A 16,049-nucleotide genomic window follows, 5' to 3' on the forward strand; every position below is an offset into this window, starting at 1 on the left:
AGGGAACAGAGTTTGGGCTCATGGCGGAGAGAGGCTCCAATCCGGTGGTGACCGAGCACGAGTTGAGTGAGATCCGTGTGCTGATTGAGCAGCGCTCCGGAATCCACTTCGACGAGTCTCGCGAACGCTTTTTCTCAACCCGTGTGCGCGAGCACATGGAGTTGAAGAGGCATTCGTTTGGGGCGGAGCTGCTCCGGACTATTCGCAGTTCGAACGTCGAATACGATGCGCTGCTGGAGCGATTGCTGACGCAGGAGACGCGCTTCAGGCGCTACCCGGAAGCGTTCGACGCGCTGGAGCGGAAGGTTCTTCCCGAGATGCACATGAAGAAGTTCTGGGAGAATCCGCGGGCGCTGCGAGTTTGGAGCGCGGGGTGTTCGACCGGCGAGGAGCCATATTCGATCGCCATCAGCATCTGTGACACCGTCGAGTTCGCGGAAGCGTGGAATATCAAGATCCTGGCGACCGATATCAGTAAACAGGCGCTGACGATCGCCGAGCGTGGTGTTTACAACAAGCGCGTGCTGGAGCATTTATCTCCGCAACAGATTGAGACGTATTTCCAGAAGATCGGCGACCAGCACATGGTGAAGCCTAGAGTGCGCGCGATGGTGAATTTTGCGCCGATGAATCTCGCGCAGGCGGTCTATGTCGGGCGTTTCGACTGTATTTTTTGCATGAATGTGCTGATCTATTTCAGCGAAGAGAAGCGGTCGCAGTTGATACAGCGATTCTTCGAATACCTCGAGCCCGGTGGGTACCTATTCCTCGGGCATGCGGAGAGCGCAGCCGGGCTTCCGGTGAAGTTCAACCAGATCGTGCATAACGGAGCGCGCCTGCTGCAGAAGCCCGCGGGCGGTTCGGTGCTGACAGTGGCAAAGGAGGAGACGCGATGAACGGCCCAGGCCAGGAATTCGTCGAACTCTTCCTGCAGGAAGCATCGGAGCATTTGCAGTTCCTGCGCGAATACTCGGGGATTCTGCTCGATCCATATCCGATGCCCGATGACATCGAGCGACTTTACATTTCCGCGCATGGAATCGCAGGCACGGCGGGAACGTACGGATATCCGCAATTCTCGGAAATCGCGGGGAAGCTGGCGCACATCTTCCAGTACGCGATGAATGCGAGCATTAGCCCAGATGCCGCGGGACCTTTGGTTGAGTTCATAACAGAAGGCATTGCGGTGCTCGAGTCAGATCTGATTGCGATCAGCGAGAACGGCAACGAAGCCGCAGACGACATCGCGGCGTTCAAGGAGAAGTATCCGTTCGCGTTCCAGGCGCCTGCGCAGCAAGTCGAGCCTGAGCCGGCACCGATCGTTGAAGAGGCTAAACGGTCCGAAGCTCCGATCGTCGCGAACGAACCGGAACTAATCAGCGATGAGGCGCCGCTCGGCGACTTGAGCGGCGAACAGGAAGCCCTGATCGAAGAGCCACCAGTATTAAAGGCCGCTCCGGTTGTCGCGCTCTCGACCACACCCATTCCAGATATTCCGGCGGATGGCGATGTTCCGGCCGAGGTCATGGAGTTCTTCGTTCCAGAGGTCGAGGAGCATCTGCAGGTCGTTACCGAGTGCCTGCTTTCCCTTGAAGCTGCACCGAATCCGGAAGAGATCAACCGGTTGTTCCGGGCGATGCACACCATCAAGGGTTCGGCGGCACAGGTTGGACTGCACCGGATCTCGACCGTGGCGCACCGGGCGGAGGACTTGGTTGGACGCCTTCGCGATGGGGAACTGCGGCCCAGCGCGCAGATCGTAGACATCTGTCTCGAATCTGTCGATACCCTGAAAAAACTACTCTATCGGCAGTGGCCCGATGAGGCCGCGTTCCAGGCTGCGGCGAAATCGCTGCTGGCGCAGATCGCGCGGCTGGCGCCCCTCGAACAAGAAAAGTCGGAAGTGGTTGGCGAGGCGGCTCCGGTTGCGGAAGCACAAGCTCAGATAACATCAGTGCAAGCGCTCCCTTCGCAACGAGCAGCCGAGGCGCCTGCACAAGAAGCCGTCTCCCAAAAGGAAAAAGAAGAAGAACTGGTCGCACTGGCTGGCAAGAAGGAGCCGGCAGCGATGCCGCAATCGAAGTCGGTGCGCATCGCGCTCGAACGACTCGACCGCATGATGAACGCGGTTGGGGAACTCGTCATTAACCGTACTCGGATGTTGGGACGCCTGGCGGAACTGGAAAGCCTTGCGGATGTGCTGAACTTCTCCAAAGCGCGCATGAGCGACAAGATTGCGGAGTTCCAGGAGAAGTACGAGTTCAGCCGGATTACCTCCACCAACCATGTACCCGAGATGCGAGCGGTTGCGGCAGGCAGGAACGGCGGCGCACTCGTGGGCGGCGACTTTCCATACCGTGGAGGCTACTCGAGTTATTCGCACTCTTATGATCAGTCACTGGCCGAGTTCAGCGAACTGGAGATGGATCGCTACGACGACTTCGGAATCCTCTCGCGGTCTTTGACGGAAATTTCAGCGGACATCACGGAGGTTCTGACGCAATTGGATGGCTTCGTGCGGCGCGTCGATTCCGACATCGACGAGTTCACGAAGCTGGCACATCGCCTGCAGGACGAGATCACGCAGGCGCGCATGGTGCCGATCGGGAATCTCTACACGCGGATCTCGCGCACTGTCCGCGATGCTGCCAAGGCCGCGAACAAGCAGGTTGAACTCACGCTGGCTGGCGCCGAGACCGAACTCGACAACAACATCATTCAGCAGATTGCCGACCCGCTGCTCCACCTGGTGCGGAATTCGGTAGCGCACGGTATCGAGCGCAGCGAAGAACGCTATAACGCCGGCAAGGCCGATCAGGGCAGCATTTCGGTGCGCGCGTATCACCGCGGGAACCATATTTACATCGAGGTTGAAGACGACGGACGGGGCATCGATTACCGGAAGATTCGCGCAACAGCCGTCGAATCGGGTCTTCTGACGAGCGAACAGGCGGACCAGATGGAAGACCGCGATTTGCTCGAACTGCTCTTCCATCCGGGATTCTCGACGGCGCCGCGTAAGACCGAACTCGCAGGCCGCGGCGTAGGACTCGATGTCGTCCGCTCGAACCTGAACCAGCTTAATGGTGAGATCGAGATCGAAACGGCGCTCGGAGTGGGCACCCGCTTCACGCTGAAGGTTCCGCTGACGCTCATAATCTCGCAGGCGCTGTTCGTGCGCTGCGGACAGTACACGTTCGCGTTCCCGTTGGCGTTCGTGGAAGAGATTCGACGGATCAAGGACGCTGAGATCGAAGAGGTTGGCGGCAAATTGCTGACGAAGGTGCGCGACGTCGTGACCGAAGTCGTGCGACTGGATCAGCAGCTTGGTCTCGATCCGATTGAGCCCGTGAATGGTTGGTACCGGCTCGTGCTGGTCAACGTGGCTGGGCGGCAAGTCGGCATCGTCGTGGAGGAGGTCCTGCGCAAGGACGAAATCGTCATCAAGAACATTGGCGAATATCTCCGCAACGTAAAGATGTTCCCCGGTGCGACGATTGCTCCCGACGGTACGCTGATCCTCCTCGTCGATGTAAACCGCCTGATCGTCGGCGAGTCGATTGAGCGGCGTCCGCTGATGACGCCGGCGAACGCAGCGAGGCTGTTTGCGCCGGGGGCGATCGCTGTGGCCGAGGGTGAGATTCCGCCGGCCGCGATGGACATCGTGGAGCGCGAGAAGGTGATTGTGCTCGCTGACGACTCCATCAGCGTGCGCAAGTTCGTAGGCCGGATGCTGGAAAAGGCCGGCTATCGTGTGAAGCTTGCGTCCGACGGCCTGGAGGCGCTGGAGATCGTGAGCCAGGGGGGCTGCGACCTGGTGATCACGGACCTCGAAATGCCAAGAACCAATGGATACGAGTTAATGATGCATCTGCGACAAAACGCGGAGACTGCGCACATCCCGATCATGGTGGTGACGTCGCGCGCCGGCGCGAAGCATCGTGACCGGGCGCTTAAGGAGGGCGGCTCGGCGTTCATGGTGAAACCGGTTCAGGAAGACCAGTTTGTGGCAGAGGTGCAGCAGTTGATCGGCACGTCGGGGAAGAGCCACCCCGCGGGTACGGTCCTGGAGCAATAGATTTCGATGAATCCAGGGGGCAGAATTCGGGTGCTGATCGTCGACGACTCGGCGTTCATGCGTAAGGTATTGCAGTCGATCATCACATCAGACCCGCAACTGGACGTTGTGGGCGAGGCGCGTGACGGTCGGGAAGCAGTGTCGATGAACGAATCTGTGGGGCCGGACGTGATCACGATGGACATCAACATGCCGCACATGGACGGCCTGCAGGCGACCGAACTGATCATGTCGTCGAACCCGAAGCCGATCCTGGTGGTGAGTTCGGAGTCGAAAGAAGGAGCCGACATCACGCTGAAAGCTCTGGAACTCGGAGCGATTGATTTCGTGGCGAAGCCGTCGGGCGGTATCGATCTCGACATGAATACGGTTCGTGAAGAACTGTTGCGAAAGTTGAAGATGGTTTCGAAGGTGCGGGTTGTGCGAAATGCAACGCGCTCGAAGCTACAGCACGAGATCGCGAACTCCGCGCCGAGGACGGAGCCGGTGTCGCCCCTGCTCAGTAAATTGCGCGAAGAGACGATAGCTGCGAAATCGGAACCCGCCGCATCTCCTGCGCCGTTCGGGACCGGCAAACCGAACGGAAAATTTCCCGTTGTCGTGATCGCGTGCTCAACCGGCGGACCGGCGACATTGATGAACTTCGTACCAACGTTTCCCAAAACTTTCCCGGGTGCGGTCCTGCTGGTCCAGCACATGCCGGGGACTTTCACAGGACAGTTCAGCAAGCAGCTTGCCGACGTTTGCCAGATTCGCGTGAAGGAAGCGGAGGCGGGAGAGATCCTGCAACAGAGCACGTTTTATGTTTGTCCGGGCTCACACCATTTGCGGATCACTCCGACGGGACGAATCACGCTGGACGACGGGCCGCGTATTGCGGGATATCGGCCGTGCGCGGATGTCACGCTGGAGACCGTGGCGCAGTACGCCGGGCCGATGGGCATTGCGGCGGTTCTGACAGGCATGGGCAACGACGGCTCTCGCGGTGTTCAGGCCATCAAGGCCGCAGGCGGACACGTGATCGCGCAGGATGAAGCAACAGCGGTCATCTTCGGAATGCCGTCGGAGGCGATCAAGACGGGAGCCGTAGATCAAATTCTGCCGATCGAGCAGGTGTACCACGGGATTGAAAAGCGCGTGTTGTACGTGTTCGGTGCAGCGCGGGTGGGGGCACTGTGAAGATCTCCCGTCAGTCACGCAAGCACGCTCCACGACGCGGCGAGGCGGCGATCCTGTTTGCTGTCGGCGGGTTTACATTCGCCGCGCCGGCGACGGAAGTAGATGAGATCCGTGACCTGCACGGAACGGAGTCTATGGAGAGTGCGACGGAGCAAAGCAGTGTTGCGAAGGTTGTGGGAACGCTCGAGCGTTCGGGACGAACCCACTACGTGGTGGACGGGGCGCGGCATTTCCGCGTGAGTGGCTCGAACCCGTCGCGGCTGATGATCCTGCGTAGTCAGCCCATCGCGGTGAGGGTGGAGAGTATCGATCGGATGGCGGAAATCGGAAAGACACTGCCGCTCCCCAAGGCGTTTCGCGGAGACGAGCGGCGCTGGTATCGCGGACTGGTTCTGATCGGAGAGCAGGTTGTTCCGGTGGTGCATATGGCGAGCTTTCTTACACCGGCAGAACAGGTGATCGCGAAGGCGACTCTGGCGCGTGCCAAGGGGGTTCCGGCATGAGTTTGCATCCGGAGTCACAGTTCGTCCTGTTTCCGCTCGGAGAGAAGCGGTTTGCGCTGCCGGCGGAGCAGGTTGCGGAACTGGCGCGACCGGATCGCGAGCAGTCGTTTCCTCATATGACGCCGCTGCTCACCGGAGTTCTGGTGCGGCGCGGGGCGATCGTTCCGGTGTGCGATGTCGCGCAGGTGCTGGTGTCAAACGCCCCGGCGCGGAAGTTTTACTTGATTGCGACGCGGAAGTTCGGAGCGACGGCAGAACTTACGGCGATACCGGTGACGGGTGAATGTGAACTGGCAAGCGCGCAACTTCTACCGCCCACAAGCGGCCTACCGGAGCATGTTGTGGGTCTGCTTTCGTTAAAGGACGAGATTCTGCAAGTGATCGACCTGTCGAGGATCGGAGGCGCGGAAAGCGAAGCATGAGCACGCTGCCAATCCAAGCCGCGGCCAAGGTACTGGTAATCGACAGCAACGTCTTCTTCGCCAAGCGCCTGCTCGACGCCCTCAAGCAAGAGGGCTTTGAGACCGTTCACAGCACGGCCGCGAGTTACGCACTGACGATGCTGGAGTGGAATCCTCCGGCGGCGATCATTTGCTCGACGAACATGCGCGAGATGAGCGCGTTCGACCTGCCGAAAATTCTGCACGCTGACCTGAAGACCGCTCACATACCAATCGTCGCAATGGGTGATGGCGGCGACCAGGCATTGATGGAGGCGTTCCGCGCGGGATGCGATGACTATATTGACCGTCGATTGGGTCCGGAAAACATCGCGCAACATCTGCGGGCCTTCCTGAGGAGCCACGAAGAGGGTTTCCAGCCGACGCAGATGCTGGACAGCTCGCAGGCGGCGCTGGAAGGGAATCTTTCGCAGGTGGATCTGCCGGGAATCATTCAGATGCTTGGTCATTCGCGGCAATCGGGTGCACTGCATGTAAATGCAGGCGACGTGGATGGGATCATTTTTCTCGACGGTGGTGACGTGCTGCACGCTGAGGTCGGCGACGTGGTGGGCGATGAGGCCGTGGTTCACATTGTGAAGGCCTGCAACAATGCGGAAAAGGGTGTCTACAAATTCGTACCCGGGGACACGGCAACGACGCGCACGGTGTTGAAGTCTGCGACGGAACTGATGCTGGATGCGCTGCGCGAAGTCGATGAGGAACACCACGAGGGAGGTTTCGAATGAGCGCGAACCCTGTCGTTTATTTCATCGACGACAGCGCAACCATGCGCGAGGTCATCAAGATCGCCTTCCGGCGCGAGAACATCAACGTGGTCGCCTGCCACGACGCATTATCGGCGATCGGCCTGATGGAGCAGAACGTCCCCGACGTCGTCATCAGCGATGTCATCATGCCGGAGAAGGACGGCTACGAAGTCTGCCAGTACATCAAGCAGCATCCGACGCTGGGGAGGACGCCGGTCATCCTGATGTCAGGCGTGGTGAATAAGCAGGTTGCGGAAAAGGCGTTTGCAGTAAAGGCCGATGAACTCATTCGCAAGCCGTTCCAGCCGCAGGATCTCATCACGCGCGTGCGGCATCTGTTGAATCCAAAAGCTCCTGCCGAAGCACAGCCCGCAGTTGCGGCGCCGGCAGCAGCAGCGGCGTTGAGCAGCATTTTCGCCGCTCCGGCGACACGGCCCATGGCAACGAGACCCGCCGCGCAGGTTCCCCCGGCAATCCGTCAACCGGTTGCGATGCCGGTACCGGCGGCGGCGGTGACGCCACGCCCGATCGCCACACCACAATTTGCCGCCCCGGTTGCCCAGGTAGCGCCTGTACCGGTGGCGACCTCTCAAGCAGTGGCTCCCACGAGCCGCGTTCCCGCACCACCGAGTTCGATGGATGCGTCCAAGATGCGATTGGAGATCATGCGGTTGATGTCGCAAATCAAGAAGCTGGAGAGCGAACTGGAAGCAGAGCGTGAATACGCACGCGCCCTGGAAGAACACATTAAGACGCTGCAGGAAAGCGAATAGTCATCAAGTCCTTCTAAAACTTGTCTTTACCCGAAGATGAATTCTTTGGTCCGCAGGTCGCGGATCTGGTCGCGCATCCTGGCGGCTTTTTCGAACTCGAAGCGCTTGGCCGACTCGCGCATTTCCTCTTCCATCCGTGCGATGAAGTTATCGAGATCCTCCTGTGATTTGAATTCGGGCAGGGTGTCGGCTTGTTCGGAGATGTCGGCGTAGTCGGCTTCGACAATCTTGGCGAGCGACATATCGAGACGGCTGACGATGCTTTGAGGGGTGATGCCGTGTTCCTCGTTGTAGGCCATTTGCACCGCTCGGCGCCGCTCGGTTTCGTCCATGGCCTTCTGCATCGACTCAGTCATCCGATCGGCATAGAGGATGGCGCGGCCTTCAAGGTGTCGCGCACAGCGGCCGATGGTCTGGATGAGCGAACCCTGTGAGCGCAGGAAGCCTTCCTTGTCGGCGTCGAGGATGGCGACAAGCGAGACTTCAGGGAGGTCGAGGCCTTCGCGCAGCAAGTTAATTCCGATAAGGACATCGAACTCTCCCTTGCGAAGATCGCGAATGATCTTGATGCGCTCGAGCGTTTCGACTTCAGAGTGCATGTATCGGCAGCGAACGCCAACTTCGGTGTAATACTCGGCGAGATCCTCTGCCATGCGCTTGGTTAGCGTTGTTACAAGGACGCGCTCACCACGATCGACACGCTTCCGAATCTCGCCCAGCAAATCGTCGATCTGGCCCTTCACAGGTCGAACTTCGACTTCGGGATCGACGAGGCCGGTGGGACGGATGATCTGCTCGACAACGACTCCGGCCGACTTAGTGAGCTCATACGGACCGGGTGTTGCCGAAACATAGACTGCCTGGTTCACCCGGTTTTCGAATTCCTCGAACTGTAATGGCCGGTTGTCCAGGGCGCTGGGCAAGCGGAACCCGTATTCGATGAGGTTCTGCTTACGCGAGCGGTCACCGTGCCACATACCATGGAGTTGCGGGACCGTCTGGTGCGACTCGTCGATGAAGAGCAGGTAATCGCGCGGTACGTAATCGAGCAGCGTCGGTGGCGGTTCGCCAGGGAGTCGTCCCGTGAAATGACGCGAATAGTTTTCGATCCCATGGCAGTAACCCATTGACTGGATCATTTCGAGGTCGAAGCGCGTGCGCTGGTGAATGCGCTGCGACTCGACGAGACGTCCCTGCGACTCCAGCTCTTTTTCCCACCACGCCAGCTCTTCGAGGATTGATTGCACGGCGTGCTTTTTCGTCTCGGGCTTCATGACGTAGTGCGTCTTGGGGTAGATAGGCAGGCGGGTGTACTTCTGCTTCACAGTGCCGAAGAGCGGATCGATCTGCGCGAGAGTTTCGACTTCATCGCCAAAGAGCTCGATGCGATAGGCGTTGTCGTCGTAGGTGGGGAAGATTTCGATGACATCGCCGCGCACTCGGAAGGTTCCGCGGCGGAAATCGTCGTTGGTGCGCTCGTAGAGGATCTCAACGAGTTTACGCACGATGTCTTCGCGCTTGATGCGCTGTCCTTTTTCGAGGAAGAGCAACATGCCGTAGTAGGCTTCCGGCGAGCCCAGGCCGTAAATGCAGCTGACGGAAGCGACAATGATGCAGTCGCGGCGCTCGAAGAGTGACTTGGTGGCCGAGAGGCGGAGCTTGTCGAGCTCGTCATTGATCGTCGCTTCCTTCTCAATGTAGACATCAGATGCCGGAATATAGGCCTCAGGCTGGTAGTAGTCGTAGTAGGAGACGAAGTACTCCACGGCATTGTTCGGGAAGAACGACTTGAACTCATGGTAGAGCTGCGCGGCCAGGGTCTTGTTGTGGGCGAGGATGAGCCCCGGGCGGTTCACGTGTTCAATAATCTTCGCCATTGTGAACGTCTTGCCGGAGCCGGTGACGCCCAGCAGTACCTGGTGCTTTTCGCCGTCGTAGATACCGCGCACGAGCTGTTCGATCGCGCGTCCCTGGTCGCCGCGCGGCTTGTAGTCGCTATGAAGTTTGAAGTCCATAAAATGGCCGGAAGCCCCTCTAGTCCGAATTTCGAGCCGTGGGCATCTCTTTAGTATAAACCAGCTCGTTCGCAGTGAATTGCTCTGCGGTGACTCACATCACCGCAATCTGCCGCACGAAGAGCTATGCTTCGCGACAAGTGAGGGCCAGTCTGTTCGGCGCATCTCGCGCCTGGTGGTGTTCCATGTCCACTGGATCAGTGCAGACGACAGTCTTAATTGGGCGTCAACTCGGCCACTACACAATTCTTGAACTCGTCGGTACGGGCGGCATGGGCGACGTGTATCGTGCGCATGACGATCACCTCGATCGTGATGTCGCCGTAAAGGTCCTCCGGACGGGAATCTTCGCTGATGCCGAGGCTCGTCAGCGGCTGAGAAATGAAGCCCTGATGCTCTCGCGCTTGAACCACCCCAACGTCGCAACGGTCCACGACTTCGACACCTACAACGGAATCGATTTCCTGGTGACGGAGTACCTCACCGGAGCGTCGCTCAGCGAGAGGTTGACAGAGGGGCCGTTGCCGGAGAGCGAGGTACTCGAACTGGGTGTGCAACTCGCGGAGGGTCTCGGTGCTGCGCACGACCAGGGACTACTCCATCGCGACGTGAAACCGGCGAACGTCAGGGTCCTTTCGGGGAATCACATCAAGATCCTCGATTTCGGAATTGCGGCAGAAGGCGGCGGGGCTGAAACCGCCACCGCAACCACCGTCGACATTGAACCGGGTGTCGGTGGGACACTGGCATACATGGCGCCGGAAGTCCTGCAGGGGACACTGCCCGATACGCGCAGCGATATCTACTCAGCCGGCGTGGTGCTGTACGAAATGGCGACGGGGCACCTTCCGTTCCAGCAGACGCTTGCCCCGGCTCTCGTCGAGGCAATCTTCCACCAGGCTCCGCCGCGTCCGAGCATGTGGAATCCGCAGGTTTCGACGAAGGTGGAGGAGTTAATACTTCGCTGTATGGAGAGGAACCCGGCGCACCGGTATCAATCGGCGCGCGATCTTGCGGCGGACTTGCGGCGAACGCAAATCCTGGGAACGGGGCTGGAAAAATCCATTGCCATACTTTACTTCGAGAACCTGAGCCGCAGTTCGGAGGACGAGTATTTCCGCGACGGGATCACGGAAGATATTACGACGGAACTCTCCAATATCAAGGAATTCCGTGTCTTTTCACGTTCAGCAGTACTTCCGTTCCGCGACAAACCGATGACCCCGACGTATGCCGGCGAGCAGTTGAATGCGTCGTACGTGCTGGAAGGGAGTGTCCGGCGCGCGGGAGATCAATTGCGGATCACGGCGAAACTGGTGGACACCAAGAAGGGCCACACCGTCTGGGCAGAACGTTATGATCGGAAGTTGGAAGATGTATTCGCCATCCAGGATGAGGTCGCAAAGAGCATCGCGGGTGCCCTGCGTGTCGCCTTGACGGAGAAAGAGAAGCGCGAGATTGAAAAGGTTCCCACGAGAGATGTTCGTGCCTACGATTTTTATCTCCGCGGACGCCAGTTCTTTCACCAGTTCCGGGAGAAAGGTTTTGGGCTCGCGAGGGAGATGTTCGAGAAGGCAATCGAGGTCGATCCTTTATATGCGCGCGCCTATGCGGGCATTGCGGATTGTTCCGCGTTTATCTACTTCTATTGGCGGTCGACGGACGAGAACCTTGAAAAGGCAGACATTGCAAGTCGGAGGGCGCTGGAGTTAGACCCGGATCTGGCCGAAGCGCATGCCAGTCGCGGGATGATCTACTCGTTCCGAAAACAATTTGCCGATGCCGAGAGGGAGTTTCAACTCTCATTGCGGTTGAGTCCGAGGCTGTTCGAGGCGTACTACTTCAACGCCCGCAATCTCTACTCGCAGGGGCGTCTGGAGGAGGCGGCGCGCTGGTTTGAGCAGGCCAGCCGAGTCGACCCGGAGGACTACCAGGCACCGATGCTGCGTGCCAGCGCGTTGCATGGACTGGGAAAGAAGTACGAATCGGATGCGTGCTATCGGCAGGGATTACTCGCCGCGGAGAAACATTTGGAGATTCATCCCGATGATGCCCGGGCTCTTTATTTTGGTGCCAACGCTCTTACGCAATTGAACGAGCGCGAGCGGGCGATTCGCTGGGCAGAGCGGGCCCTGGAAATGGAACCAGATGAGCACCAGGTGCTCTACAACGTAGCCTGCGTATATGCGCTACTCGGCGAACAAGAGCGCGCCATTGATTGCCTCCAAAAATCCGTGACGCAAGGCTGGGGGCAGAAACAGTGGATGATGAACGACCCCGATCTCGCCAGCCTGCGCGGAAATTCGCGGTTTCAGAAGTTGATTGAATCATAGCAACTGAGCTACTGGTTTAGTGGCCCGCCACTGTGTGACGGTGACAATCGGCAGCAATCGCTCGCCGCCCGGCTGAAGCAGCCACTGAAGAAATTGCTCGAATGAAGCGACATCTCTGTCGAGATCTAGTGACGTCGGGCCCCCAGCGTGCCAGCCTCGTAACAGCGGGCGTCCACCCTTGAGAGATGTTTGGCCTGTTTAGGCGTGATGAGCCGGATGTGCGGCACCTCGAGCAACAACTCGGGGACGGCCCACACCGGCTTTTCCGTCGTCATCCAGTCGATGGTGTCGAAGCGGCTGAGATCGACTGGCCGGCAGTAGCCGCGGAGAGTGCGCTCGCCCCGATAGTTGAAGTAGTCGTCAAAGTAGCTCATAGCGAGTTCGCGAATGGAGCGGTAAACCGGCTCGCGGTAACGCAGGCCAGAGAAGTTCGACTTCGCGATGGTCCCCCAGTAGCCGTCGACGTGGTAGACCGCGAGGACATGATCGGTGTCCTGTATGGCCTCGAGGTCCATGATTAGTGGAGGAAACCCGTTCACGCGCAATGCCGCGGCAGCGAAGAGCGCACCTTCGAGGCAATGGGCGGTACGCTGGCGCAGCACGCGACGAGGCGACCATGCGGTATTGGCGACGTGGTACGGAAGTTCGTTGAGGAAGTGCTGGATTTTGTGCGGAGTTTTGAGCGACCGGAGCTTGCGAAGCTCGGCGGACGTGAAGCCGAAGGTTGGAGCGCTGTTGTGCATGTTCGTCAATAGAAGTTAAAAGGGCAGAGGGCAAAAGAGAAAACGAAAAACTCTCAAATCAAATGTTTTGCGCTTTACCCCATTTACTTTGACCTCAGCCTGAGAAGCCCTCACTGGCTGGGACTTCGCTGCTGGAGCGCTTGGGCTGTAGTCCCAGCGCCTCGACAAGCTCGTATGGTGCGTCGATAAAGACGTCCGGTGGTGCAGATTCAAGGCTGTGCGGCGAGAGTCCGTAGGTGCAGCCGACAGACCACATGCCGGTGTTCCGGGCGGTGAGCGTGTCATTGTGCGAGTCGCCGATCATGACGGTTTCTTCCGGGGAAGCGTTCGCCAATTCCATGAGCTTTCGCGCGCCTTCCGGGTCGGGCTTCTTCGTCCCGAAGCTATTGCCGCCAAAGACCTCGAAGAAGTAGCAGGCCAGTCCAAGCCCTTCAACGATTCCCTGCGAGGGCTTCACCGGCTTGTTGCTCAGGACGGCCATTCTCATTTTGCCGTCGCTGGCTTCACGGATTGCTTCTAAAGCCTCTTTCATTCCAGCGTAGACGTAGGTGTTGTCAAGCTTGTGCTCGCGGTAATAACGGACGAAGAAGTGGAGAGAGTCGGCGAAGAGCCTACCGTCTTCAGGGTCGTTAAGTGCGCGGCGGATAAGCATGGGCGCGCCATCGCCGATGTAGGTAGCGATGACGTCAACCGGTAGCTCGGGGCGGCCAAGGTTCCGCAGGAGAGCGTTCACCGAGTGGGCTATATCGAGCTCGCTGTCAACGAGCGTGCCGTCGAGATCGAAAATGAGGAGCTTGATGCGGTCTTTGGGAAGAGGACGGAGAATACGAATCATTGCATTCTCAGTATACCGGGCATTTGTCGTCAGCCGCCCGGTGCTAATAACCCGTGAACTGGGAACTGACTTGCAGCATCATTTACAATAGAATGTTTGCCCCGGCTAGGGAAACGTGGGGTTCTCGCTAGCCTTCAGATCCGACTCGGAGACCAAATGGCACCCAAGACAGCTACGCGAAATGGCGCGACCGCGACTGCCGAAAAGACCTACGAAGGCTTGAGCAGGCAACAGCTTATCGATATTTACCGGCTGATGTTCCTCTCGCGACGGATCGACGATCGCGAAATCCTGCTCAAACGCCAGCAGAAGATCTTCTTCCAGATATCAGGCGCCGGGCATGAGGCGATGCTGGTTGCCGCCGGGCTACAGCTCCGGTCGGGCTATGACTGGTTCTATCCTTATTATCGCGACCGCGCCCTTTGCCTTGCGCTGGGTATGACTCCGCTGGAGATGCTGCTGGGCGCGGTAGGTGCCGCCGATGATCCCAATTCTGGTGGGCGCCAGATGCCTTCTCACTGGGGCCACAAGAAGCTGAATATCGTAACTCAATCCTCGCCGACGGGCACGCAGATGCTGCAGGCGGTCGGTTGCGCCGAAGCCGGGCGCTTCTTTGCGAAGCATCCCGAGGCGGCCGAGAAGGCCGAAGGCGATTATCGCGCATTCAAGGATGTCGAGTTCCATGGGGATGAGGTCGTTTACGCTTCGTGCGGCGATGGCACGACGTCGGAAGGCGAGTTCTGGGAGTCGCTGAACACGGCGGCCAACAAGAAGCTGCCGATCTTGGTCGTGGTAGAGGACAACGAGTACGCCATTTCAGTACCGGTAGAGGTGAATACCGCGGGTGGTAACATCTCACGGCTCGTCACTGGCTTTCCAAATTTTCATTTTGAAGAGTGCGATGGCACTGATCCGATTGCCAGCTACGCGGCTTTCAAGCGGGCCATTGATCACATTCGTGCGGGGAACGGTCCGGCATTTGTGCACGGTCACGTGACCCGTCCGTATTCGCACTCGCTTTCGGATGACGAGAAGCTTTATCGCCCGGAGATGGAGCGATTGCAGGAATCGGAGCGCGATCCCATCCGGCGGTTCAAGACGTTCCTGCTTAGCGAGGGCATTCTCGACGAAGCTGGCATTGAGCAAATCGAAAAGGGCGTGGATGCCGAGTTGCAGGATGCTACCGACGATGCTCTGAAAGCGGCGTTCCCGGCATTGGATAGCTATAGCCATAACATCTACTCGCCAGACCTTGATCCTACTTCGAACGCTTTCGATACGCGTCCTCACTGGGAATTTGAGGATGAGGGCGGCCACAAAGCTGGCGTGCAGAAGACGATGGCGGACCTGATCAACTCCACACTGCGCGACGAGATGAAGCGCGATCCCCGCATCGTGATGTTCGGCGAGGACGTGGCCGACTGCTCGCGCGAAGAATATCTCTCTGCCAAGCAGGTGAAAGGGAAGGGCGGCGTCTTTAAACTCACGTCCGGGCTGCAGTGCGATTTCGGCAGCGACAGAGTATTCAATTCGCCACTCGCAGAAGCAAATATCGTCGGGCGGGCAGTGGGCATGGCGACTCGCGGACTCAAACCCGTCGTTGAGATCCAGTTCTTCGACTATATCTGGCCTGCCATGCAGCAGCTTCGCAACGAGTTGCCGCTCATTCGCTGGCGCTCCAGTGGTGCGTTCAGCTCTCCTGCTGTGGTGCGTGTCGCGATTGGCGGATACCTGACCGGCGGTTCTATCTATCACTCCCAGTCGGGTGAGGTGTTTTTCACGCACACGCCGGGGATGCGAGTCGTCTTTCCATCGAATGCCCTCGATGCAGCGGGACTGCTCCGGACCTCGATTCGGTGCGACGATCCCGTGATGTTCCTTGAACACAAGCGCCTCTATCGCGAAGCGTACGGGCGCTCGCCTTATCCGGGACCGGACTACATGGTCCCCTTCGGCAAAGCGAAAGTCGTCAAGGAGGGTAAAGACCTGACGGTGATTACCTACGGCGCAACTGTCCCGCGATCGCTACAAGCGGCGCAGAAGATCGAGCGAGATCACAACGTCAGCGTCGAAATTATCGACCTGCGCACGCTCAGCCCCTACGACTGGGAAGCAATCGCGACTTCAGTGAAGAAGACCAGTCGGGCACTCGTCGTCCATGAAGACATGCTGAGCTGGGGCTATGGTGCGGAGATTGCCGCACGAATCGCCGATGAACTCTTCTTCGATCTCGACGCGCCTGTGCGGCGGGTCGCGGCGAAAGATACGTTCGTTGCTTACCAGCCATTGCTCGAAGACGTCATCCTGCCTCAACCGGACGATATTCTCAGGGCAATGCTGGAGTTGAGCAAGGTCTAGAAAATAAAATACGGGTGCCAGG

The 16,049-nt window shown here is 58.7% G+C and carries 12 protein-coding genes; 9 read left to right on the top strand and 3 right to left on the bottom strand.

Features of this window, described 5'->3' with window-relative positions:
• Positions 1-20 precede the first annotated feature (20 nt).
• The 7 genes from ROO76_20990 to ROO76_21020 are packed head-to-tail and all read left to right on the top strand — an operon-like array spanning position 21 to position 7,743.
• Positions 21-896, top strand: a complete 876-nt coding sequence (locus tag ROO76_20990) for a protein-glutamate O-methyltransferase CheR (protein MDT8070645.1) — start codon at positions 21-23, stop codon at positions 894-896.
• On the top strand, positions 893-4,078 hold the full coding sequence (locus ROO76_20995) for an Hpt domain-containing protein (GenBank protein ID MDT8070646.1): 3,186 nt from the start codon (positions 893-895) through the stop codon (positions 4,076-4,078). The genes ROO76_20990 and ROO76_20995 overlap by 4 nt, the downstream gene beginning before the upstream one ends.
• A 6-nt stretch (positions 4,079-4,084) precedes the next feature.
• Positions 4,085-5,257, top strand: a complete 1,173-nt coding sequence (locus tag ROO76_21000; GenBank protein ID MDT8070647.1) for a chemotaxis response regulator protein-glutamate methylesterase — start codon at positions 4,085-4,087, stop codon at positions 5,255-5,257.
• Positions 5,254-5,760 (top strand): chemotaxis protein CheW, encoded by a 507-nt coding sequence (locus tag ROO76_21005; GenBank protein MDT8070648.1) that lies wholly within the window; start codon positions 5,254-5,256, stop codon positions 5,758-5,760. The genes ROO76_21000 and ROO76_21005 overlap by 4 nt, the downstream gene beginning before the upstream one ends.
• On the top strand, positions 5,757-6,182 hold the full coding sequence (locus ROO76_21010; GenBank protein MDT8070649.1) for a chemotaxis protein CheW: 426 nt from the start codon (positions 5,757-5,759) through the stop codon (positions 6,180-6,182). The genes ROO76_21005 and ROO76_21010 overlap by 4 nt, the downstream gene beginning before the upstream one ends.
• Entirely contained in the window at positions 6,179-6,949 is a 771-nt protein-coding gene (locus ROO76_21015; protein ID MDT8070650.1) for a DUF4388 domain-containing protein, read from the top strand. The genes ROO76_21010 and ROO76_21015 overlap by 4 nt, the downstream gene beginning before the upstream one ends.
• Entirely contained in the window at positions 6,946-7,743 is a 798-nt protein-coding gene (locus tag ROO76_21020) for a response regulator (protein ID MDT8070651.1), read from the top strand. The genes ROO76_21015 and ROO76_21020 overlap by 4 nt, the downstream gene beginning before the upstream one ends.
• A 26-nt stretch (positions 7,744-7,769) precedes the next feature.
• Here the strand turns inward: ROO76_21020 and uvrB are convergent, their stop codons facing one another.
• Complete coding sequence (gene uvrB, locus ROO76_21025; GenBank protein ID MDT8070652.1) at positions 7,770-9,758, bottom strand: excinuclease ABC subunit UvrB; 1,989 nt, start codon at positions 9,756-9,758, stop codon at positions 7,770-7,772.
• A 185-nt stretch (positions 9,759-9,943) separates the two neighbouring features.
• Here uvrB and ROO76_21030 point away from each other — a divergent pair, with 185 nt between their 5' ends.
• A complete protein-coding gene (locus ROO76_21030; GenBank protein ID MDT8070653.1) occupies positions 9,944-12,091 on the top strand; it encodes a protein kinase in 2,148 nt (715 codons plus the stop codon).
• A gap of 125 nt (positions 12,092-12,216) precedes the next feature.
• On the opposite strand, the gene ROO76_21035 is transcribed toward ROO76_21030, so the two are convergent.
• Both ROO76_21035 and ROO76_21040 read right to left on the bottom strand, forming a co-directional pair.
• Positions 12,217-12,834 (bottom strand): hypothetical protein, encoded by a 618-nt coding sequence (locus ROO76_21035; protein ID MDT8070654.1) that lies wholly within the window; start codon positions 12,832-12,834, stop codon positions 12,217-12,219.
• 94 nt (positions 12,835-12,928) lie between these two features.
• On the bottom strand, positions 12,929-13,669 hold the full coding sequence (locus ROO76_21040) for an HAD-IA family hydrolase (GenBank protein ID MDT8070655.1): 741 nt from the start codon (positions 13,667-13,669) through the stop codon (positions 12,929-12,931).
• A gap of 156 nt (positions 13,670-13,825) precedes the next feature.
• On the opposite strand from ROO76_21040, the gene ROO76_21045 reads away from it, so the two are divergent.
• Positions 13,826-16,027: a dehydrogenase E1 component subunit alpha/beta gene (locus ROO76_21045; protein MDT8070656.1), complete on the top strand. Its 2,202-nt coding sequence runs from the start codon at positions 13,826-13,828 to the stop codon at positions 16,025-16,027.
• Positions 16,028-16,049 lie beyond the last annotated feature (22 nt).

It is taken from the genome of Terriglobia bacterium (assembly GCA_032252755.1).
Classification (GTDB): Bacteria; Acidobacteriota; Terriglobia; order Terriglobales; family Acidobacteriaceae; genus JAVUPY01.